Source organism: Pseudomonas sp. TH49 (assembly GCF_016650625.1).
Classification (GTDB): domain Bacteria; phylum Pseudomonadota; class Gammaproteobacteria; order Pseudomonadales; family Pseudomonadaceae; genus Aquipseudomonas; species Aquipseudomonas fluorescens_H.
Window position 1 is genome coordinate 1,871,504 of the sequence record NZ_JAEKFL010000001.1, and the last position, 20,802, is coordinate 1,892,305.

A 20,802-nucleotide genomic window follows, 5' to 3' on the forward strand; every position below is an offset into this window, starting at 1 on the left:
CAGTCAAATGAGCGTCAAGCCTAGCCCCTTTTGTCGGTAAAAACCGTGACCGGCAAGTTCTCAGCGCAAGCCGAGCACGGCGGCCCACTGTTCGGCTGTCACCGGCATGACCGATAGACGACTGCCTTTTTGCACCAACGGCATTTCAGCCAGGGCGGTCTGCTGTTTCAGATAATCGAGCTTCAGCACCCGGGCAAACGTCTCGACATGTGCAACATCGATTGCGCTCCAGGCGTTTTTCTCTGGCGTGGCCTTGGGGTCGAAGTAATTGCTTTGCGGCTCCAGTGCGGTGGGATCCGGGTACGCCGCCTCGATTATTTTGCCGATCCCGGCGATACCCGGCTCCGGGCAACTGGAGTGGTAGAAAAAGAACTCATCGCCGACCGCCATCGCCCGCAGGAAATTGCGCGCCTGATAGTTGCGAACCCCGTCCCAGCGCGCTTTGCCGAGTTTCTCCAGATCTTTGATCGAGAGTTCGTCGGGCTCGGATTTCATCAGCCAATAGGCCATGTCTTTTGCTCCTCAAGCGGTCATTGGGCAGGTTGTCGGGCAATTTTATGACAAACCGACGGTCGGTTGACGTCAGCGTTTGCGCCGAGGTTCACGTTGTCGCAAAATGCCGGCCTTTAAAGCTTGACGCTGCTGCACGGCCTACGAATGGAAACCGCTGCTGTCATCGTGATGATGTGCCTTGAGGGGGGCAATCGATGAAACGCAAACCGGATTTGCTATGGACTTTGGTTATTTTGTTCGGCCTTGGCGTCGTGACCACCGGTTACGCGCAAAGTCTATGGACGAGCAAGACCGATGCTCCGGTTGAAGTCGCGCAACAGGTCCAACAATCGACCGCCTTCAAGCGCTGAAACTGCCTTCCCGACGCCGCTGATCTGCGCGGCGTCTATCCCGCGAAATACCACGCCTTATCGGTGACCGTGCCTTGCAACGGTACATCCCAGCTGGCCTGCGCCAGGCGTTCGACCTTCTGACATTCATGGGCCAGGCCCAGCAACGTCGGCTTGCGCCAGTTTTTGCGCCGGGCCAGGTACGCCAGACTGCGATCGTAGAATCCGCCGCCCATCCCCAGGCGTCCGCCAGCATCGTCAAACCCCACCAGTGGCAACAACACCAGATCCAGGGTCCAGATCTTGCGCTGATGGGCCAGATTGGCTCGTGGTTCGAGAATGCGGAAGCGGTTGGGCTTGAGCTTGTCGCCGGGGCGAATCCGCTGGAACACCATTTTGGTTCGCGGCCAGGCGCTGAGCACCGGCAGGTAGGTGGCCTTGCCGCGGCGCTGGGCTTCGCGCAGGAGCAGGCGTGGATCGATTTCGCCATCGGTGGGCAGATACAGCGAGATGTGTCTGGCCCGGCGAAAGTGCGGGTCTTGCGCCAGTTGCCGGAACAAGCCTTTGGCGGCCTGCCGTTGTTCACCAGGAGTCAGTGCACGGCGCGCCTTGCGCAGCAGGCGGCGGAGTTGCGGGCGGGGCAGCAGCGCAGGTTCGGTCATGGTTCGGCTTCGGCAGGTGAGGGCGAAAACGCACGCATAAAAAATCCGATGCCGGCAAAACCGGCATCGGATTCGAATCAGGCTCCCCGGATGAACCGCTGTCAACTTAGCCCTTGAACCCGAAAGTTCAAGGTGGAAGATGCAGTAGACTTTAAGGCTTTCCGTCTGGCGGACATGCACACCAGCCCAACGTGCAACTTCCAGGGTAGTGCGAATCGGCTCAGGGACATCGTCAACTGGCAAGCACCCCAGGGAGTGCGGCGAGTATACCTCAAGCGGCCTGGCGAATCAGCCCTTGCTGATGTCCGGATCGTCGGCCAGCACCAGATCGACACGATCGAGCAAGTCGCGCACCTGTTCACGAGTCGAGCCGCTGGCCTGGACGTCCGGGCGCTCTTCTTTGTGCAAGAGGTCGTGGGTGATGTTCAGCGCAGCCATCACCGCAATACGGTCGGCGCCGATGACTTTGCCGCTGCTGCGGATCTCGCGCATCTTGCCGTCCAGGTAGCGGGCGGCGCTGACCAGATTGCTGCGTTCTTCCTGGGGGCAGATGATCGAATATTCTTTGTCGAGGATCTGCACGGTAACGCTATTGCTTGAACTCATGAGTCTTGCTCCAGGGCCTTGAGGCGCGAAATCATCGATTCGACCTTACGCCGGGCGATTTCGTTTTTTTCAATGAGGTGAGCGCGTTCCTCGCGCCAGGTCTTTTCCTGAGCTAGTAAGAGTGCGTTTTGACTCTTTAGTTGCTCGACTCGGGTAATCAGCTTTTCGAGTCTGGCCATCAGCGCTTGCAGGTCGGTGTCTTCCATTGTGTCCACTGAATTCATCTGATGGGCGGCAGGCGCCTGGCTGGCGGACAGCCTTTAATAGTCTTGGCGAGTCTGTCGATGTAGGATACAAGGCCTTCATTCTAGACATAGCGCCGTCTGGCGCCTAGCTGCCCATGACCATTGCGAATTCCCCGTACCAAGCCTTTGCCACCCTGCTGACTGCCAGCGGCCACAACGTCTCGCCTGCCGAACTGCATGGCCTGCTGCTCGGCCGCAGCTGCGCCGGTGCCGGCTTCGATAACGAAGGCTGGCTGATCGACGCCGCCGAACTGCTCGAAGGCGACCTCCAGGACAACGTCCGCAACGCCCTGATCGGCCTGCAAGAGATGGTCAAGGGCGAGCTGACCGGTAGCGACGTCACCGTCGTTCTGCTGTTGCCAACCGATGACGCACCGCTGGCCGACCGCGCCGCCGCACTGGGCCAATGGTGCCAGGGCTTCCTCAGCGGTTTCGGCCTGAACTGCCGCGACAGCAGCATGCTCAGCACCGAAGCCACCGAAGTGCTGCAGGATCTCGCGGCGATCTCCCAGGTGCAAGACGCTCTGGAAGAATCCGAAGACGGCGAAAGCGACTACATGGAAGTCATGGAATACCTGCGCGTCGCGCCGCTGCTGCTGTTCTCGGAAACCAAAAAAGCCGACGTGCCGCCAGCCGCCAAGCCGTCGCTGCATTAATCGCGTGCCAGGGAAAGCCATCTGCCCATGATCCATATCCCCAAAGCGGAATACAGCCGTCGCCGCAAGGCCCTGATGGCGCAGATGGAACCCAACAGCATCGCGATCCTGCCCGCCGCCGCGGTCGCGATCCGCAACCGCGACGTCGAGCACGTCTACCGCCAGGACAGCGACTTCCAGTACCTCAGCGGATTTCCCGAGCCACAGGCGGTCATCGTCCTGATGCCCGGCCGCGAGCACGGCGAGTACGTGCTGTTCTGCCGTGAACGCAATGCCGAACGCGAGTTATGGGACGGCCTGCGCGCCGGCCAGGAAGGCGCGATCCGTGATTACGGCGCCGACGACGCGTTCCCGATTACCGACATTGACGACATCCTCCCGGGCCTGATCGAAGGCCGCGACCGGGTGTATTCGGCAATGGGCAGCAACCCGGAATTCGATCGGCACCTGATGGACTGGATCAACGTGATCCGCTCCAAGGCGCACCTCGGCGCCCAGCCACCGAACGAATTCGTTGCCCTGGATCACCTGCTGCACGACATGCGCCTGTATAAATCGGCGGCAGAAGTGAAGGTGATGCGCGAAGCCGCACGGATTTCCGCTCAGGCGCATATCCGCGCGATGCAGGCCAGCCGGCCCGGGCTTTACGAGTACAGCCTGGAAGCCGAACTCGATTACGAATTCCGCAAGGGCGGGGCGAAGATGCCGGCCTACGGTTCGATCGTCGCTGCCGGGCGCAATAGTTGCATCCTGCATTACCAGCAGAATGACGCGCTGCTCAAGGACGGCGATCTGGTGTTGATCGACGCCGGTTGCGAGATCGACTGCTACGCCAGCGACATCACCCGCACCTGGCCGGTCAACGGCAAGTTTTCCGCCGAGCAGAAAGCGATCTACGAACTGGTACTGGCCTCGCAGGAAGCCGCATTCGCTGAAATCGCCCCGAACAAAAACTGGAATCAGGCGCACGAAGCCACGGTCAGGGTGATTACCGCAGGCCTGGTCAAACTCGGAATCCTGCAAGGCGAGGTCGATGAGTTGATCGCGACCGAAGCCTATAAAGCGTTTTACATGCACCGTGCCGGCCACTGGCTGGGCATGGATGTACACGACGTCGGCGAGTACAAGGTCGGCGGCGAATGGCGGGTGCTGGAGGTCGGCATGGCGCTGACCGTGGAACCGGGCATTTATATCGCCCCGGACAACCAGAACGTAGCAAAGAAATGGCGCGGCATTGGCGTGCGCATCGAGGATGACGTGGTAGTGACCAAGACCGGTTGTGAAATATTGACCAGCGGCGTACCGAAAACCGTCGCCGAAATCGAAGCGCTGATGGCGCAAGCACGGACACACGCGGCATGAGTCGAGTCAATCTGGCAATCATCGGTGGCGGCCTGGTCGGCGCCAGCCTGGCGCTGGCCTTGCAGGCCGGGGCCAAGGCGCGTGGCTGGAAAATCGTCCTGATCGAACCGTTCGCCCCCGGCGACAGCTGGCAGCCGAGCTACGACGCACGTTCGTCGGCGCTGTCCTTCGGCTCGCGGCAGATCTATCAGCGGCTGGGCGTGTGGCAGGACATTTCCCGCCGAGCCGAGCCGATCAAACAGATTCACGTCTCCGACCGTGGTCGCTTCTCCACCGCTCGTCTGTCGGCGATGGAAGAGGGCGTGCCGGCCTTGGGCTACGTGGTGGAAAACGCCTGGCTCGGCCAATGCCTGTGGCAGCATCTGGATAAAGACGTGATCAGCTGGCGCTGCCCGGCGGAAGTCACGCGCATGGAGCCGCTGCCCGACGGCTATCGCCTGACCCTCAACGATGAAACAACCGTCGAGTGCGATCTGGCGGTGCTCGCCGATGGTGGTCGCTCCGGTCTGCGCGAGCAACTGGGCATCAACGTGCGCAAGCGTCCGTACAACCAGAGCGCACTGATCGCCAACATCACCCCGAGCGAAGCGCACAACGGCATGGCCTTCGAGCGTTTCACCGACGAAGGGCCGATGGCCTTGCTGCCGCTGCCGGACAACCGTTGCGCGCTGGTCTGGACCCGTCTGGGCATGGACGCGCAACGCCTGGCCGATTTGAGCGAACGCGATTTCCTCAGTGAACTGCAAGGCGTGTTCGGCTACCGCCTCGGCACCTTGAAACAGGTCGGTGCGCGGCATCTGTATCCGTTGTCGCTGGTCGAGGCCGAGGAGCAGGTGCGCTCGCATCTGGCCGTGCTGGGCAATGCCGCGCACAGCCTGCACCCGATTGCCGGACAGGGTTTCAACCTGTCGCTACGCGACGCCGATGCGCTGTCCGCCGCACTGCTTGCCAGCGACAAACCGCTGGGCGACTTCCCTACATTGCAGGCGTATCGCGAGCGGCAGCGCCTGGATCAGGAGCTTACCGTGGGCTTCTCTGATCAAGTCACCCGACTGTTCGGCAGCACCCAGCCGCTGGTCTCGCTGGGGCGCAACATCGGCCTGCTCGGCCTCGATCTGCTGCCGCCGGCCAAACGCTGGTTCGCCCGTCAGGCCATGGGACTGGGGACGCGGCCGGATGCTTGAGTGGTTGAGCCGTTCGTTCGGCAAGGCGCGCTTGATGCGCTGGGTGATGACCTTCTACCCACCGTACCTCGGCTCCGGGGTGCGGGTGCGGCACATCAGCGATGATTTTCGCGACGTTCAGGTGTCGATGGGGCTGGGCTGGTACAACCGCAACTACGTCGGCACCCAGTTTGGCGGCAGCCTGTACTCGATGGTCGATCCGTTCTACATGCTGATGCTGATGGAGAACCTCGGGCCGCGTTACATCGTCTGGGACAAAGCGGCCGACATCGATTTCATCGCCCCCGGCAAGGGCGCGGTGTTTGCCCGGTTCAATATCGACGACACCCTGCTCGACGAGATCCGCCGGCAGACCGCCAGTGGCGAGAAATACCTGCCGCAGTTGCAGGTCGACATTCATGACGGCGCCGGCAACCTCGTGGCGCGAGTCGGAAAAACCCTTTACGTGCGGCTCAAGCCGCAAGCGAGACAGGCTTAAAGCATGGAAATGCGCGCAGATCTGCTGATTGTCGGAGCCGGAATGGTCGGCAGCGCCCTTGCGTTGGCGTTGCAGGACAGCGGCCTGGAAGTGCTGCTGCTCGATGGCAGCCCGCTGAGCGTCAAACCGTTCGATACCGACGCGCCGTTCGAGCCGCGGGTCAGCGCGCTGTCGGCGGCCAGCCAGCGGATTCTCGAACGCCTCGGCGTCTGGGATGGTATCGCCAAACGTCGCAGCAGCCCGTACACCGACATGCACGTGTGGGACGGCAGCGGCACCGGACAGATTCATTTTTCGGCGAGCAGTGTGCATGCCGAAGTGCTCGGTCATATCGTCGAAAACCGCGTGGTGCAGGATGCCTTGCTCGATCGTTTGCACGATTGCGATCTGGGCATGCTGGCCAACGCACGGCTGGAGCAGATGCGCCGCTCCGGCGACGACTGGCTGCTGACCCTGGCCGACGGTCGCCAGTTGCGTGCGCCGCTGGTGATTGCCGCGGACGGCGCCAACTCGGCGGTGCGCCGCCTGACCGGCGTCGCCACCCGCGAGTGGGATTACTTGCACCACGCCATCGTCACCAGTGTGCGCAGCAGCAAGCCACACCGGATGACCGCATGGCAGCGCTTCACCGATCACGGGCCGCTGGCGTTTCTGCCGCTGGAGCGTGACGGGCAGCAGGACTGGTGCTCGATTGTCTGGTCGACCACCCCGAGTGAAGCCGAACGCCTGATGGCGCTGGATGAAACCGCGTTCTGCCGTGAACTGGAGCGGGCGTTCGAAGGCTGCCTGGGCGAGGTGATCAGCGCTGATCCGCGCCTGTGCGTGCCGTTGCGTCAACGCCACGCCAAACGTTACGTGGCCGAAGGCCTGGCACTGATCGGCGACGCGGCGCACACCATTCACCCGTTGGCCGGGCAGGGTGTGAACCTTGGTTTCCTCGATGCGGCGGTGCTGGCTGAAGTGCTGTTGCAGGCCGCCGAACGTGGCGAGCGTCTGGCGGATGTGAAAGTGCTGAGCCGCTACGAACGCCGGCGCATGCCGCATAACCTGGCGTTGATGGCGGCGATGGAGGGCTTCGAGCGTCTGTTCCAGGCCGATCCGCTGCCGCTGCGCTGGTTGCGCAACGCCGGGTTGAAGCTGGTGGAGCAGATGCCCGAGGCGAAGGCGTTGTTTGTGCGTGAGGCGCTGGGGTTGACCGGCGACCTCCCAGCGCTGGCCAAACCCTAGAACCTAATTGAGGCTGATGGCCTCTTCGCGAGCAGGCTCACTCCTACAAGGGAACGTATTCCAACTGTAGGAGTGAGCCTGCTCGCGATGGCGTCAGTCCATTCACCGTAGTCTCGGATCTGTGCAACATCTGGTAACTCCTTGGAAAAGTGATCGATTGAGAAGCTAAATGTGAGTCCTTATCATTTGGCCCACATTTTCCGACCGAGAGACCACTCCCATGTTGGCACCCAAGCGTCTTCTGACCGCACTGGCCCTGACCCTGATCGGTAGCGCCACCGTCCAGGCCGCCGACGAGGTGGTGGTCTACTCCTCGCGTATCGATGAGCTGATCAAACCGGTGTTCGACGCCTATACCGCGAAAACCGGGGTGAAGATCAAGTTCATCACCGACAAGGAAGCGCCGCTGATGCAGCGCATCAAGGCCGAAGGCGAGAACGCCACCGCCGACCTGCTGCTCACCGTCGACGCCGGCAACCTCTGGCAGGCCGAGCAGATGGGCATCCTGCAGCCGTTCACCTCGAAAACCATCGACAGCAACATTCCTGCGCAATACCGCTCCTCCAGTCACGCCTGGACCGGTCTGAGCCTGCGTGCGCGGACCATCGCCTATTCCACCGAGCGGGTGAAACCGGGCGAGTTGACCACCTACGAAGCGCTGGCCGACAAGAATTGGGAAGGGCGCCTGTGCCTGCGCACGGCGAAGAAGGTCTACAACCAGTCGCTGACCGCGACCATGATCGAAGTGCACGGCGCCGAGAAGACCGAAAAGATCCTCAAGGGCTGGGTCAACAACCTGTCCACCGATGTGTTCTCCGATGACGTCGCAGTGCTGGAGGCGATCAATGCCGGCCAGTGCGACGTCGGCATCGTCAACACCTACTACTACGGTCGCCTGCACAAGCAGAAGCCGGACCTGCCGGTGAAACTGTTCTGGCCGAATCAGGCCGACCGCGGCGTACACGTGAACCTGTCGGGCATCGGCCTGACCAAGCATGCGCCGCACCCGGAAGCAGCCAAGGCGCTGGTGGAGTGGATGACCACGCCTGAGGCGCAGAAGATCTTCGCTGACGTGAACCAGGAATTCCCGGCCAACCCGGCGGTGAAGCCTTCGGAGGAAGTGGCGGCGTGGGGCCAGTTCGTCGCTGATACCTTGCCGGTGGAAGTGGCGGGCAAGCGTCAGGCGGAAGCGATCCGGATGATGGATCGGGCGGGTTGGAACTGAGTATTTGCCGGTCGCTGTGTTCGCTCAAGATCGCTGCCCTCACCCCAGCCCTCTCCCGGGGGGAGAGGGAGCCGATCTCCATGGCTTTCAAGACCGGAGCTCGGCTCGATGTATCAGGTCGGCGTAAATCGAAAGATCACCACGTTCAGTCCCCTCTCCCTCCGGGAGAGGGTTAGGGTGAGGGCAGCAATCTCGAGCTGAAACACCTGAATCAGAACCACCAACCACCCCTCAGAGTCCCAAAAGTGGCCCACCCCGCCCAACGCCGCTGGTATCCCATCGTCCTCGCCATTGCCGCGCTGGTGCTGCTACCCCTGAGTGTCCTGCTGCTGTCGTGGCAGACCATCGATCAGCAAATCTGGTCGCACCTGTGGGAAACCCAGATGCCACGCCTGCTGGGCAACACCTTGATGCTGGTGCTTGGCGTCGGCGTCGGCGTGACGCTGCTCGGTGTCAGTCTGGCGTGGCTCACCAGCCTCTGCGAATTCCCCGGACGGCGCTGGCTCGACTGGGCGCTGATGCTGCCGTTCGCCATCCCCGCCTACGTGCTGGCGTTCGTCTTCGTTGGCCTGCTGGATTTCGCCGGCCCGGTGCAAACGCTGCTGCGTGAGTGGTTCGGCAGCGGCTTGCGCCTGCCACGGGTACGCTCCACCGGCGGGGTGATCGTGGTGCTGGTGCTGGTGTTTTATCCCTACGTTTACCTGCTGGCGCGCACCGCTTTCCTCGCGCAGGGCAAAGGCCTGATGGAAGCGGCGCGGGTACTCGGTCAGTCGCCCTGGCAGGCGTTCTGGCGGGTGGCGTTGCCGATGGCGCGTCCGGCGATTGGCGCCGGTGTCGCACTGGCGCTGATGGAGACGTTGGCGGATTTCGGCGCGGTGTCGGTGTTCAACTTCGACACCTTCACCACCGCCATCTACAAGACCTGGTACGGCTTCTTCAGCCTGCCGAGCGCGGCGCAACTGGCCAGTCTGTTGCTGCTGGTGGTGATGCTGGTGCTGTACGGCGAGCGACGCGCGCGCGGCGCCAACCGGGCGAGCAACGAGCGACCACGAGTCAAGGCGCTGTATCAGCTGCGCGGACTCAAAGCGTTCGCGGCGACCGGTTGGTGTCTGGTGGTGTTTGCCTGCGCGTTCGTGATTCCGCTGCTGCAACTGCTGGTGTGGTTCTGGCAGCGCGGGCGCTTCGATCTGGATGAGCGTTACGCCGGGCTGATCCTGCACACCCTGTATCTGGGCGCTATGGCGGCGTTGATCACCGTCAGCGTCGCGCTGTTGCTGGCGTTTGCCCGACGTCTGGCGCCGACCCGGGCGATCCGTTCCGGAGTCAGTCTGGCCAATCTCGGTTATGCGCTGCCGGGTTCGGTGCTGGCAGTGTCGATCATGCTGGCGTTCAGTTATCTCGACCGCGCATTGGTGATTCCGCTTTCGGGCTGGCTCGGCGGCGCCGGCAAGCCGCTGCTGCTGGGCAGTCTGGCGGCGTTGCTGATGGCCTATCTGGTGCGCTTTATCGCGGTGGCCTACGGGCCGCTGGAAAACAGTCTGGCGCGTATACGGCCTTCATTGCCCGAAGCGGCACGTAGTCTGGGTGTCAGTGGGCCGCGACTGTTTTTCAAAGTGTATCTTCCGTTGTTGCTGCCCGGCACGCTGAGCGCGGCGTTGCTGGTGTTTGTCGATGTGCTCAAGGAAATGCCCGCCACCCTGCTGATGCGCCCGTTTGGCTGGGACACGCTGGCCGTGCGGATCTTTGAAATGACCAGCGAGGGCGAGTGGGCGCGTGCATCGCTGCCGGCGCTGACCCTGGTGTTGGTCGGCCTGTTACCGGTCATCGGCCTGATCCGCCGCTCGGCGCACCGAAACACTTAGTCGTCAGTCCTGAATCATGCGGCTACAATGCGCGGCATTCGGTGCGGTTCGTCTGACAGACCCGTTCGCTGAAATCGGCTGAAAGCCTTCTATTTCGTGGCTTTCACCCCGTACAGCGGCTGTCCGCACCTTCGCCACGCCCGGAAGGAGAAACCCATGGGACAGCGTACGCCTCTGTATGACCTGCATCTTGCCCTCGGCGCGAAGATGGTCGATTTTGGCGGTTGGGACATGCCACTGCATTACGGCTCGCAGGTCGAGGAACACCACGAGGTGCGCCGCGATTGCGGGGTGTTCGATGTTTCCCATATGACCGTGATCGACGTTGATGGCCCCCAGGCCAAGGCCTGGCTGCAGCATTTGCTGGCCAATGACGTCGAACGCCTGCACCGCCCCGGCCGTGCGCTCTACAGCACCATGCTCAACGAGCGTGGCGGCATCGTCGACGACATGATTGTCTATCGCCTCGAAGACCGTTATCGCCTGGTGTTCAACGCCTCCACCCGCGACCAGGATCTGGCGTGGATGCAGGCGCATGTCGCCGGTTACGAGGTGCAACTGCACGAACGCCAGGAACTGGCGATGCTCGCCATTCAAGGCCCGCAGGCCCGGCACAAGATTGCCGAACTGGTGACCCAGTCCCGCGCCGCACTGATCCAGCACCTCAAACCGTTCGAAGCCGAAGTCGATGGCGACTGGTTCATTGCGCGCACCGGTTACACCGGTGAAGACGGGCTGGAAATAGCCTTGCCGGCCGAGCAGGCACCGGGCTTCTTCAACGATCTGGTCGGCGCCGGCATTTCTCCCATCGGTCTCGGTGCCCGCGACACGCTGCGGGTCGAGGCCGGGATGAACCTCTACGGCCAGGACATTCATCAAGATGTCTCGCCGCTGGCGTCCAATATGGCCTGGAGCATTGCCTGGGAACCGGCCTCGCGACAGTTCATCGGCCGTGCTGCGCTGGAAGCGGAAAAAGCTGCCGGTGTTGCCCACAAACTGGTGGGGCTGGTGCTTGAGGAGCGGGGTGTTTTGCGCGCCCATCAAGTGGTTCGTATCGCCGATGTTGGCGAAGGAGAGATCACCAGTGGTAGTTTCTCTCCTACGCTAAGCAAATCGATTGCCCTGGCGCGTGTACCGATGGCCACAGCCGACCGCGCCGAAGTGGAAATCCGTGGCAAGTGGTATCCGGTACGAGTGGTCAAACCGACCTTCGTGCGCCATGGCAAAACCTTGATCTAACCTTTCCCGGCGGGCCTGACCGCTGACAATTTCTTGAGGACACCGAGCATGAGCAATATCCCCGCTGAACTGCGTTTTGCCGAAAGTCATGAGTGGGCGCGTCTGGAAGCCGACGGCACCGTTACCGTGGGCATCAGCGATCACGCGCAGGAAGCGCTGGGCGATGTGGTGTTCGTTGAACTGGCCGAAGTCGGCAAGGTATTTGCTGCCGGTGAGGCTGCCGGTGTTGTCGAGTCGGTGAAGGCCGCTTCCGACATCTACTCCCCGGTCGGCGGTGAAGTGATCGCGGTCAACGAAACGCTGGCTGACTCGCCGGAAGAACTGAACAACGATCCGTACGCTGCATGGATCTTTAAGCTCAAGCCAAGCGACAAGGCCGAGCTGGACAAGCTGCTGGACGCTGCTGCCTACAAGGATGCCATCGGCGAATAAGCAGACTGTGATACTGCAAAAGCCCCGATCTCTCGGGGCTTTTTTGTGGGCGTCGATCAGGCGTCGCGCAATACCGCTTTCACTGCCGCCACCGAACGCTCGACGTCGTCCTTGGTCATGGTGGTGAACATCGGCAACGACACGATCAAGCGTCCAACGCGCTCGGCAACTGGCAACATGCCTTCCTTGAACCCGCGCTCGCGGTACAGGCTCAGCAAGTGGATCGGCGGGTAGTGATAGCCGATGCCGATACCTTTGGCCTGCATTTGCTCCATGAACGTGGCGCGGGCCGGCAAGCCGTCCTTGCGTTCCGGCAGGACCAGCTGGAACAGGTGCCAGTTGCTCTGGGTGAAATCCGCTGGCGGTAGTTGCGCGCCATAGGTCGCTTCAAAGTCATCGCCAAAACATTTGAAGTAGTGTCGGGCCAGTTCCTGACGATGGGCGGTCAGCGCCTCGATATGGGCGAATTGACCCAGGCCGATGGTGGCGGCGATGTCGGTCATGTTGAACTTGCCACCGAGCACGTCGACGTCCAGACCATCGAAGCCGTTGCGGGTCACGCCTTGCAGGCGGTACTTCTCCGCCAGCCGTGCTTCTTCCGGAGTGTTCAGCACCAGACAGCCGCCCTCGGAGCAGGTGACGTTCTTGTTCGCCTGAAAACTGAACGAGACGAAATCGCCGGTGGCGCCGATGCGTTGACCGTTCCAGCTCGAACCCAGGGCCTGAGCGGCGTCTTCGACAATGCGCAAGTTGTGTTTGCGGGCGATGGCGTACAAGCGTTCCATGTCCACCGGCAGGCCGGCGAGGTACACCGGAATCACCGCTTTGGTGCGCGGGGTGATGGCCGCTTCCAACTGGTCCAGATCGATGTTGCGGGTCACCGGATCGATGTCGGCAAACACTGGTGTGGCGCCGACTTCGAGGATCACGTTGGCGGTGGCGACCCAGGAAATCGGCGTGGTGATCACTTCGTCACCCGGCCCGATGCCGGCGATGCGCAAGGCGATTTCCATGGTGCAGGTGCCGGAGTTGAAGGTGCGTACCGGGCGCCCGCCGAAGTATTCCGACAGTTGTGCTTCAAAGGCCTGGACCTTCGGCCCGCTGGTAATCCAGCCGGAGCGCAGCACATCGCCGACGGCGGCAATCGTGGCTTCATCAATGACAGGTTTGGAAAACGGCAGGAACGGCAGTTGGCTCATGAGGATTCGATCATCCGAAAGTTGGACGCCTGATGCAGGCGCTACAGCATGCCCCGGAACCCCCTCTGCCGCCAAGCCGTGCGCGTCGGGATCGGCTGCTATGCTGGTTTGACCGTGTTGCATTGACGCCGAGCGCCAGCCAAGAGAGAGCCCGTCATGTCCCAGTTGCCATCCTTGAGCCAGTTACGCGACCCCGAAGCCTTCCTGCGCCGCCATTTGGGGCCCGACGCCGCTGAACAACAGGCGATGCTCGACAGCCTCGGCCTCGGCAGCCGGGTCGAACTGATCGAGCAGACGGTGCCGCCGGGCATTCGTCTGAATCGGGCGCTGGATTTGCCGCCGGCCCTCGACGAGCAGGCGGCGCTGGCCAAGCTGCGCGGTTACGCCGAGCAGAACCAGGTCTGGACCAGCCTGATCGGCATGGGTTACCACGGCACGCTGACGCCAACCGTCATCTTGCGTAACGTGCTGGAAAATCCCGGCTGGTACACCGCGTACACCCCGTATCAACCGGAGATTGCCCAAGGCCGTCTCGAAGCGTTGTTGAATTTTCAGCAACTGACCATCGACCTCACCGGGCTTGAACTGGCCAACGCCTCATTGCTCGACGAGGCTACGGCTGCTGCGGAAGCCATGGCCCTGGCCAAGCGTGTGGCGAAGTCGAAGAGCAATCTGTTTTTCGTCGATGAAAACTGTCATCCGCAGACCATTTCCGTGGTGCAGACCCGCGCCGAAGGCTTCGGCTTTGAACTGATCATCGACGCTGTGGATAACCTCAGCCGGCATCAGGTGTTCGGCGCGTTGCTGCAGTATCCCGACACCCACGGCGAGATCCGTGATCTGCGCCCGGTCATTGATCAGCTGCACGCGCAGCAGGCGTTGGCCTGTGTCGCCACCGATCTGCTGAGCCTGTTGCTGTTGACGCCGCCGGGTGAACTGGGCGCGGATGTGGTGTTCGGGTCGTCCCAGCGCTTTGGCGTACCGATGGGCTACGGCGGCCCGCATGCGGCGTTTTTTGCCAGCCGCGAAGAGTACAAACGGGCGATTCCGGGGCGGATCATCGGCGTGTCGAAAGACGCCCGAGGCAATGTGGCGTTGCGCATGGCCCTGCAAACCCGTGAGCAGCATATTCGCCGCGAGAAGGCCAATTCGAACATCTGCACCGCGCAGGTGCTGCTGGCCAACATCGCCAGTTGCTACGCGGTGTATCACGGGCCGCAAGGCTTGAAACGCATCGCCCAGCGTGTGCACCGCTTGACCTGCATTCTGGCCGCGGGCCTTGAGCGCCATGGCATCCAGCGGGTCAACGGGCAGTTTTTCGACACCCTCACGCTGGAAGTGGGCGGCGCGCAAAGCGCGATCATCGACAGCGCCAGGGCCGCGCAGATCAACCTGCGGATTCTCGGCCGTGGCCGAGTGGGGTTGAGCCTCGACGAGACTTGCGATGCAAACACGGTGGCCAAACTGTTTGATGTGCTGTTGGGCGCCGATCATGGGTTGAACGTCGACGACATTGATGCAGAGGAGCTGGTTTCCGGGATTCCCGAGCACCTGCAACGCAACACGCCGTACCTGCGTCATCCGGTGTTCAATGTGCATCACAGCGAAACCGAGATGCTGCGCTACCTCAAGCAACTGGAGAACAAGGATCTGGCGCTCAACCAGTCGATGATCCCGTTGGGCTCCTGCACCATGAAACTCAACGCCACCAGCGAGATGATCCCGATCACCTGGCCGCAGTTCGCCAACCTGCACCCGTTTGCGCCTCGGGAGCAGGCGGTCGGTTACACCTTGATGATCGAAGAACTGCAGCGCTGGTTGTGCGCGATCACCGGGTTCGATGCGATCTGCATGCAGCCCAACTCCGGAGCCCAGGGCGAATACGCCGGGCTGTTGGCGATTCGCAAATATCACGAGAGCCGACAGCAGGGCGCGCGGGATATCTGCCTGATTCCGTCTTCGGCCCACGGCACCAACCCGGCCTCGGCGCAGATGGCCGGGATGCGCGTGGTGATCGTCGAGTGCGACGAGGCCGGCAACGTCGATCTGGACGACCTGAAAACCAAGGCTGCCGCGGCGGGGGACAAGTTGTCGTGCCTGATGGCGACCTATCCGTCGACCCATGGTGTGTACGAGGAGGGCATCAGCGAGATCTGCGAAGTTATTCACCAGCACGGCGGGCAGGTGTACATGGACGGCGCCAATCTCAATGCGCAGGTCGGGCTGGCGCGGCCGGCGGACATTGGCGCCGATGTGTCGCACATGAACCTGCACAAGACGTTCTGCATCCCCCACGGCGGCGGCGGGCCGGGCATGGGGCCGATCGGCATTCGCGCGCATCTGGCGCCGTTCGTTGCCAATCACCCGGTGGTGCCGATTGACGGCCCGTTGCCACAGAACGGCGCAGTCAGCGCGGCGCCGTGGGGCAGTGCGAGCATTTTGCCGATCAGCTGGATGTACATCGCGATGATGGGGCCGCAGTTGGCAGATGCCAGCGAAGTGGCGATCCTCGCCGCGAATTATCTGGCGCAGCATTTATCCGGCGCATTTCCGGTGCTGTACACCGGACGCAACGGGCGGGTGGCCCATGAGTGCATTCTCGATCTGCGGCCGTTGAAGGCGCAGACCGGGATCAGCGAAGAGGACGTCGCCAAGCGCCTGATGGACTATGGCTTCCATGCGCCGACCATGTCCTTCCCGGTGCCAGGGACGTTGATGGTCGAGCCAACCGAGAGCGAGTCCAAGGCCGAACTCGATCGGTTCATCGGCGCGATGCTGAGCATCCGCGCGGAAATCACCGAAGTGCAGAACGGCAACTGGCCGGCGGAGGACAACCCGCTCAAGCGCGCGCCGCATACCCTGGCGGATGTCACCGGAGTGTGGGAGCGGCCTTACAGCATCGAGCAGGGGATCACCCCGGATGCGCATACCAAGGCGCACAAGTATTGGCCGGCGGTGAATCGGGTCGATAACGTTTATGGGGATCGCAATCTGTTTTGTGCCTGCGTTCCGGTGGACGATTACCGCTGATCCTCAGGAAACACACAGACCCATTGTGGGAGCGGGCTTGCTCGCGAAGGCGCTGGGTCAGGCATATGTATGTTTTCTGGCAGGACGCCTTCGCGAGCAAGCCCGCTCCCACAGGGTGGCGTGGTGAATCCGGAATTACGGGCAAAAAAATGCCGCTCGATCGAGCGGCATTTTTGTCGGCGCAAGGCTTACTCGGATTCCACTGCGTTCTTCGCCAGAATCGCATTCGCCAGTTCCATGTCCGTGGCCTGCAGGCCCGGGTTGTCGGCGCGGACTTTCTGCATCGCCGCTTCCAGGTACGGCCCGCGGATACCGCCGTCACTGGCGACGAAGCTGCCGGCGTCGTCCTGCGCGGCGACGATCAGCTTGTGATCCTTGAAGGTCAGGTAGGTCGAACCGGTGGTGGCACCGGAGGAAATGACGTTACGCCAAAAGCCGTCGGCCATCGCTGAACCAACGGGAAGGGACAGCAAGGCAAGGGTCGCGACAGCAAGTTTGAGACGCATGATTGAGTGACTCCTGGGGGTTATCTAAGGCGTTGGATCGTCATTTACCCGATCCGGTTCCATGACTGCTCAGTCATGGAGCTGATGAGCTGGAGGTACGCAGGGTAGTTTGGCACCATGCACCCCGGTTTTTCATGCATGGACGCTGCCTTGGCTTTTATTTCTCTGATGTACGTGATGGTGTGGACAGTATGCACGGCGGCCTTTATCGGGCTTACGGTGCTGGTGATCATGCTGTGTGTGCCTACGTGGCGTCGTGCACTGTTGCGTCATCCACGCAAAGTGAGTGTTCTGGGGCTGCTTTGTCTATCGGTTGTCGGTGTGACCATCAACCAGATCACCAGCAGCATCGCAGACACTCTTGCCCGCAATTTAAGACTGAAGCACGAGGTTCAGGTCGAGGGTCTCAAATTGCCTGCGGGCACGTGGTTGCATCTGATGACCATCGATCCACTGGACGCGAACGGTCAACCGCAGATCCATGGCCTGGCGAGTCTGGACACTGCCAGGTTTCCTGCGCCGCAAACCCTCATGGGGGCGCGGGTTTCTTCACTGCAGATGTATCACCTGACGAGCGGAGAGATGCGCCTCGTCGGTGACCAGATAATTGATGGCTGGCCCTGTGCCCGCGACACGTTGCTGACCGTGAACTTCAGCGAAGAAACCCGGTTGCGCCCCGACCTCTGGCAGTTTGACGGCTGTACTTTGGTCGCCGGTGCAAAAGTCGCCGGTTTGGCCTGGCCAACCAAGAGTGGAGTGCAGAAGCAGGGCAACGAATACAGTGTCAGCTATTGGCAGGCATCGGAGTCCGTTTCGATTCAGGGCATTGAGTTGATGACCGCGACCGTGGAGCTCGATCAGCAACGCAATCCTCTGCATTGGAGTGGTCAACTGCGCAATCCAATGGCGCTGGGTGATTGGCGGTACCCCCGAGGCACTCGGGCAGCCCAGGGCAAGCCGCAAACATTGCGCATGACGTCGAGCCAGACGTATACCGCGAAAAATGTGCGCACCGGTGAGACCCTGAAGCCCAATTACTCGATCCTGCAACGTGTGCCAAATGGGCAGGTGCTATGGATCAAACCCAATGCCGAGATTGATGATCTCGACTGGTAGCTGGTTATTTCTGTTCGCTCTGCGGTGTTACCCGCAGCACCTCCTCAATGGTGGTCAGCCCCGCCGCAACCTTTTGTGCGCCCGACAGGCGCAGGCTGCGCATGCCTTCCTTGAAGGCTTGCCGCCGGATCGCGGTGAGGTCGGCGTCGGGGGTGATGAAGGCCTTGAGGCTGTCGCTCAATTGCATGATTTCGTAGACCCCGGCGCGTCCGCGATAACCGGTGTCGCGACATTCCAGACAACCGATAGCGCGTTGCGCATTGCCCGGCAGCGGCGCCTGCCAGGGCCGGGTCAGGGTTTGCCAGTCTTCCTCGTCCAGCGTCAGCGGCGCCTTGCAGTGCGGGCACAGCGTGCGCACCAGACGCTGGGCCATGACCCCGAGCACCGTAGCCTTGATCAGATAGTGCGGCACGCCGAGTTCCAATAGCCGACTGATCGCGCTGGGGGCATCGTTGGTGTGCAGGGTCGACAGCACCAGGTGGCCGGTGAGTGCAGCCTGAATCGCCATTTCCGCGGTTTCCAGATCGCGGATCTCGCCGATCATGATGATGTCCGGGTCTTGCCGCATCAGCGCGCGTACCCCGGCGGCGAAACTCAGGTCGATGTTGTGCTGGACCTGCATCTGGTTGAACGCCGGCTCGACCATTTCGATCGGGTCTTCGATGGTGCAGAGGTTGATTTCCGGCGTCGCCAGTTTCTTCAGCGTGGTGTAGAGCGTGGTGGTCTTGCCCGAACCGGTTGGCCCGGTGACCAGAATGATGCCGTTGGGCTGGCGGGTCATGTCCTGCCAGCGGCGCAGGTCGTCGGCGGAAAAGCCCAACTGATCGAAGTCCTTGAGCAGCACTTCCGGGTCAAAAATCCGCATGACCATTTTTTCGCCAAACGCGGTGGGCAACGTCGAGAGCCGCAGCTCCACCTCGCCACCGTCCGGGGTCTTGGTCTTGACCCGGCCGTCCTGGGGTTTGCGCTTCTCGGCGACGTTCATCCGCCCGAGGCTTTTCAGGCGGCTGACAATGGCCATGGTCACCTGCGGCGGAAATTGATAGACGTTGTGCAACACGCCATCAATGCGGAAACGCACGGTGCCCTGTTCGCGGCGCGGTTCGATGTGGATATCGCTGGCGCGCTGCTGGAAGGCGTACTGGAACAGCCAGTCGACGATGTTGACGATATGCGCGTCGTTGGCGTCCGGCTCCTGATCGCTGGCGCCGAGGTTGAGCAGTTGTTCGAAGTTGCCGAGGTTGCCGCTCTGCGCGTCGGCATTGCTGGCGCCGCTGACCGATTTGGCGAGGCGGAAGAACTCGACGCTGAAGCGCTGGATATCCGCCGGGTTGGCGACGACCCGTTTGATCGGCAGCTTCAGCACGTGGGTCAGGTCAGCCTCCCAACCGGTGACGTAGGGCTGGGCGCTGGCCACGACCACCGCGTCGCGATCGACCGCCACCGCGAGAATCTTGTGGCGTTGGGCAAAGGCGTAGGACATCAGCGGGGTGATCGCCGCAACGTTGATCTTCAACGGGTCGATGCGCATGTACGGCTGGCCGGCCTGTTGCGCCAGCCACAGGGTCAGGCTTTCCAGATCCAGATGCTTGCCCGGACGGCTGAGGTCATCCAGTTGCTGGCTGGCAATGAATTCCAGCGGATGCTGCTGGCCGTGGGGCGCGTGGCGGCGCCGGGCATTGAGCGCCTGCTCCGCCGAATCCTGGCTGATAAAGCCCTGGGCGACCAGTTCACGCAACACATCGTTGAGATCCAGCCAGCGGTCCTGAGTGGCGAGTTGAACGGACATGCGGGCTCCTTTTGAACGACTGTGCGCAAAGGATAGTCGTGGCCCCGCAGACTGTTGGGCCACTACCCGACAAAGCCGTTGCCGGATTTGTCAGCCGGCCGCCTGGGCTGGCGCATCCCACGCCGTGTCGACGTTTTGCAGATTCACCGAGCAGACGCTGATCAGGTTACGAAGTTTTTCCGCAATCACCTGCGCGCGATGCCAGCTCAGCCCGTCGATGACGATGTCGATCGACAGCAGATCGTCGAGCCGTTCGACGTGGACCTGCTGCGGCGTGAGGAACTGCAACGCGAACAGGTTCAGCACCCGTACCAGCAGATCCGGCTCGGCTTCGGCGAGCAGCTGATATCGCGCACAACAGTGGGCGTTGTTGACGTTCCACACATCGGCGCGGGGCGCAGGGGTATTCACGGCTTCGAGGTGAGGCATGTCCGGTCTCCAGAGTCAGTGGAGGAATTTTTACATTCGGTGTCGGGCATTTCTTGTCTAAGATGAGCGGATTCGCGGATTGCTCGACTGGAACGATTCGCAAAATGTTCATTTTGAGGATTGATTATGCATAGCGAGCTGGACAGCTACGACCGGCGGATTCTTGCCTTGCTGCAAGAGGACGCGTCACTGTCCAGCGCGCAGATCGCCGAGCAGGTGGGACTGTCGCAGTCGCCGTGCTGGCGGCGGATTCAGCGGATGAAGGAGGAGGGGATCATTCGCGGGCAGGTGACCTTGCTTGATCGCAAGAAGATCGGCCTGAACACGCAGATCTTCGCCGAGATCAAACTCAACGCCCACGGGCGTTCGAACTTCACCGAATTCACCGAGGCGATTCGCGGATTTCCGGAAGTGCTGGAGTGTTATGTGCTGATGGGCGCGGTGGACTTTCTGTTGCGCATTGTCGCGGCGGACATCGAGGCGTATGAGCGGTTTTTCTTCGAAAAACTGTCGCTGGTGCCGGGGATTCAGGAAGTGAACTCGATTGTGGCGCTGTCGGAGATCAAGTCGACGACCAGCCTCCCGGTCTAGCACGGATGGCCTCTGTGGCGAGGGCGCTTGCTCCCGCTGGGCTGCGAAGCGGCCCCAAAATCTGCAATTGCAGGAATCGGGAGTCCTTCGGCCTCCAGCGGGAGCAAGCTCCCTCGCCACAG

General features: G+C 61.8%; 21 protein-coding genes and 1 other RNA gene. 13 read left to right on the forward strand and 9 right to left on the reverse strand.

The features are described from left to right. Positions 1 to 60: 60 nt before the first annotated feature. A complete protein-coding gene (locus tag JFU48_RS08450; protein ID WP_201136288.1) occupies positions 61 to 510 on the reverse strand; it encodes an EVE domain-containing protein in 450 nt (149 codons plus the stop codon). A 197-nt stretch (positions 511 to 707) separates the two neighbouring features. Here JFU48_RS08450 and JFU48_RS08455 point away from each other — a divergent pair, with 197 nt between their 5' ends. After that, the gene (locus tag JFU48_RS08455) at positions 708 to 863 is read left to right on the forward strand and encodes a hypothetical protein (RefSeq protein ID WP_003229308.1); all 156 of its coding nucleotides are present in this window, start codon (positions 708 to 710) and stop codon (positions 861 to 863) included. A gap of 35 nt (positions 864 to 898) precedes the next feature. On the opposite strand, the gene JFU48_RS08460 is transcribed toward JFU48_RS08455, so the two are convergent. The 4 genes from JFU48_RS08460 to JFU48_RS08475 form a co-directional block, all read right to left on the reverse strand. After that, positions 899 to 1,504 carry a 5-formyltetrahydrofolate cyclo-ligase gene (locus JFU48_RS08460; RefSeq protein ID WP_201136289.1) on the reverse strand — a complete coding sequence of 202 codons (606 nt, stop codon included), beginning with the start codon at positions 1,502 to 1,504 and terminating at the stop codon, positions 899 to 901. Between the two features lie 79 nt (positions 1,505 to 1,583). Next, positions 1,584 to 1,762, reverse strand: a non-coding RNA gene (ssrS, locus tag JFU48_RS08465) — 6S RNA. 30 nt (positions 1,763 to 1,792) lie between these two features. Then, complete coding sequence (locus JFU48_RS08470; protein WP_003229305.1) at positions 1,793 to 2,110, reverse strand: cell division protein ZapA; 318 nt, start codon at positions 2,108 to 2,110, stop codon at positions 1,793 to 1,795. Then, entirely contained in the window at positions 2,107 to 2,316 is a 210-nt protein-coding gene (locus JFU48_RS08475; RefSeq protein WP_103483758.1) for a TIGR02449 family protein, read from the reverse strand. Before JFU48_RS08475 ends, JFU48_RS08470 begins: the two co-directional genes overlap by 4 nt. A gap of 134 nt (positions 2,317 to 2,450) precedes the next feature. Here JFU48_RS08475 and JFU48_RS08480 point away from each other — a divergent pair, with 134 nt between their 5' ends. The 9 genes from JFU48_RS08480 to gcvH all read left to right on the forward strand — a co-directional run bounded on the left by JFU48_RS08480 (position 2,451) and on the right by gcvH (position 12,020). Continuing rightward, positions 2,451 to 3,011, forward strand: coding sequence for a YecA/YgfB family protein (locus tag JFU48_RS08480; protein WP_201136290.1), 561 nt, complete (start codon positions 2,451 to 2,453; stop codon positions 3,009 to 3,011). Positions 3,012 to 3,038: 27 nt separating this feature from the next. Then, complete coding sequence (pepP, locus tag JFU48_RS08485) at positions 3,039 to 4,373, forward strand: Xaa-Pro aminopeptidase (protein ID WP_135296803.1); 1,335 nt, start codon at positions 3,039 to 3,041, stop codon at positions 4,371 to 4,373. Beyond that, positions 4,370 to 5,557: a 2-octaprenyl-6-methoxyphenyl hydroxylase gene (gene ubiH, locus JFU48_RS08490; RefSeq protein ID WP_201136291.1), complete on the forward strand. Its 1,188-nt coding sequence runs from the start codon at positions 4,370 to 4,372 to the stop codon at positions 5,555 to 5,557. Before pepP ends, ubiH begins: the two co-directional genes overlap by 4 nt. Then, complete coding sequence (locus JFU48_RS08495) at positions 5,550 to 6,035, forward strand: DUF4442 domain-containing protein (protein ID WP_201136292.1); 486 nt, start codon at positions 5,550 to 5,552, stop codon at positions 6,033 to 6,035. Before ubiH ends, JFU48_RS08495 begins: the two co-directional genes overlap by 8 nt. 9 nt (positions 6,036 to 6,044) lie before the next feature. Continuing rightward, on the forward strand, positions 6,045 to 7,262 hold the full coding sequence (locus tag JFU48_RS08500; RefSeq protein ID WP_201137063.1) for a 2-octaprenyl-3-methyl-6-methoxy-1,4-benzoquinol hydroxylase: 1,218 nt from the start codon (positions 6,045 to 6,047) through the stop codon (positions 7,260 to 7,262). A 220-nt stretch (positions 7,263 to 7,482) separates the two neighbouring features. Further along, positions 7,483 to 8,487, forward strand: coding sequence for an extracellular solute-binding protein (locus tag JFU48_RS08505; protein ID WP_201136293.1), 1,005 nt, complete (start codon positions 7,483 to 7,485; stop codon positions 8,485 to 8,487). Between the two features lie 245 nt (positions 8,488 to 8,732). Continuing rightward, complete coding sequence (locus tag JFU48_RS08510; protein ID WP_003229293.1) at positions 8,733 to 10,349, forward strand: ABC transporter permease; 1,617 nt, start codon at positions 8,733 to 8,735, stop codon at positions 10,347 to 10,349. A 156-nt stretch (positions 10,350 to 10,505) separates the two neighbouring features. Next, positions 10,506 to 11,588: a glycine cleavage system aminomethyltransferase GcvT gene (gene gcvT / locus JFU48_RS08515; protein ID WP_003229291.1), complete on the forward strand. Its 1,083-nt coding sequence runs from the start codon at positions 10,506 to 10,508 to the stop codon at positions 11,586 to 11,588. Positions 11,589 to 11,636: 48 nt separating this feature from the next. Then, positions 11,637 to 12,020: a glycine cleavage system protein GcvH gene (gene gcvH, locus JFU48_RS08520; RefSeq protein WP_201136294.1), complete on the forward strand. Its 384-nt coding sequence runs from the start codon at positions 11,637 to 11,639 to the stop codon at positions 12,018 to 12,020. Positions 12,021 to 12,076: 56 nt separating this feature from the next. Here gcvH and JFU48_RS08525 read toward each other — a convergent pair whose 3' ends face one another. Continuing rightward, complete coding sequence (locus JFU48_RS08525; RefSeq protein WP_103519705.1) at positions 12,077 to 13,219, reverse strand: DegT/DnrJ/EryC1/StrS family aminotransferase; 1,143 nt, start codon at positions 13,217 to 13,219, stop codon at positions 12,077 to 12,079. Between the two features lie 156 nt (positions 13,220 to 13,375). Between JFU48_RS08525 and gcvP the strand changes: the two genes are divergently transcribed. Then, a complete protein-coding gene (gene gcvP / locus JFU48_RS08530) occupies positions 13,376 to 16,249 on the forward strand; it encodes an aminomethyl-transferring glycine dehydrogenase (RefSeq protein ID WP_201136295.1) in 2,874 nt (957 codons plus the stop codon). Positions 16,250 to 16,437: 188 nt separating this feature from the next. On the opposite strand, the gene JFU48_RS08535 is transcribed toward gcvP, so the two are convergent. After that, positions 16,438 to 16,755, reverse strand: a complete 318-nt coding sequence (locus JFU48_RS08535; protein WP_003229284.1) for a DUF2388 domain-containing protein — start codon at positions 16,753 to 16,755, stop codon at positions 16,438 to 16,440. Between the two features lie 138 nt (positions 16,756 to 16,893). Between JFU48_RS08535 and JFU48_RS08540 the strand changes: the two genes are divergently transcribed. Beyond that, complete coding sequence (locus JFU48_RS08540; protein WP_045122851.1) at positions 16,894 to 17,871, forward strand: hypothetical protein; 978 nt, start codon at positions 16,894 to 16,896, stop codon at positions 17,869 to 17,871. 4 nt (positions 17,872 to 17,875) lie between these two features. On the opposite strand, the gene JFU48_RS08545 is transcribed toward JFU48_RS08540, so the two are convergent. Further along, entirely contained in the window at positions 17,876 to 19,660 is a 1,785-nt protein-coding gene (locus JFU48_RS08545) for a GspE/PulE family protein (RefSeq protein WP_003229281.1), read from the reverse strand. Between the two features lie 90 nt (positions 19,661 to 19,750). Continuing rightward, a complete protein-coding gene (locus tag JFU48_RS08550) occupies positions 19,751 to 20,089 on the reverse strand; it encodes a hypothetical protein (RefSeq protein WP_201136296.1) in 339 nt (112 codons plus the stop codon). A 126-nt stretch (positions 20,090 to 20,215) separates the two neighbouring features. Between JFU48_RS08550 and JFU48_RS08555 the strand changes: the two genes are divergently transcribed. Continuing rightward, complete coding sequence (locus JFU48_RS08555; protein ID WP_027610503.1) at positions 20,216 to 20,680, forward strand: Lrp/AsnC family transcriptional regulator; 465 nt, start codon at positions 20,216 to 20,218, stop codon at positions 20,678 to 20,680. Positions 20,681 to 20,802: the final 122 nt, after the last annotated feature.